The sequence below is a fragment of the Vibrio sp. 10N.222.55.C6 genome, from assembly GCF_041473395.1.
GTDB lineage: Bacteria > Pseudomonadota > Gammaproteobacteria > Enterobacterales > Vibrionaceae > Vibrio > Vibrio crassostreae_C.
Map to the genome: position 1 here is coordinate 1 of NZ_JBFRSD010001079.1, position 373 is coordinate 373.

Sequence of the window (373 nt, forward strand, 5' to 3'; positions counted from 1 at the left end):
ACGATATTCTAGTCGTCGACAACTTAAAAGATGGTAAGAAATTTAAGAACCTGGTTGACCTAGACATCACGGATTACATGGATCGTGATGACTTCCTAACTCAAGTCATGGCCGGTGATGATTTTGGTCATATTGAAGCTGTTTTCCATGAAGGAGCATGCTCTGCTACCACTGAGTGGGATGGCAAATACATGATGCTCAACAACTATGAATACTCAAAAGAGCTACTTCATTACTGTGTTGAACGTGAAATTCCTTTCTTGTATGCCTCTTCAGCTGCAACTTACGGTGAAACCGACACTTTCATTGAAGAACGAGAGTACGAAGGTGCATTGAATGTCTACGGCTATTCAAAACAACAATTTGATAACTA

1 protein-coding gene is annotated in these 373 nt (G+C 40.2%); it reads left to right on the forward strand.

The annotated features are described in order from the left end of the window. Positions 1-373: NAD-dependent epimerase/dehydratase family protein (locus AB4486_RS27630; protein ID WP_372119997.1), on the forward strand; the 373-nt coding region annotated here is incomplete at both ends.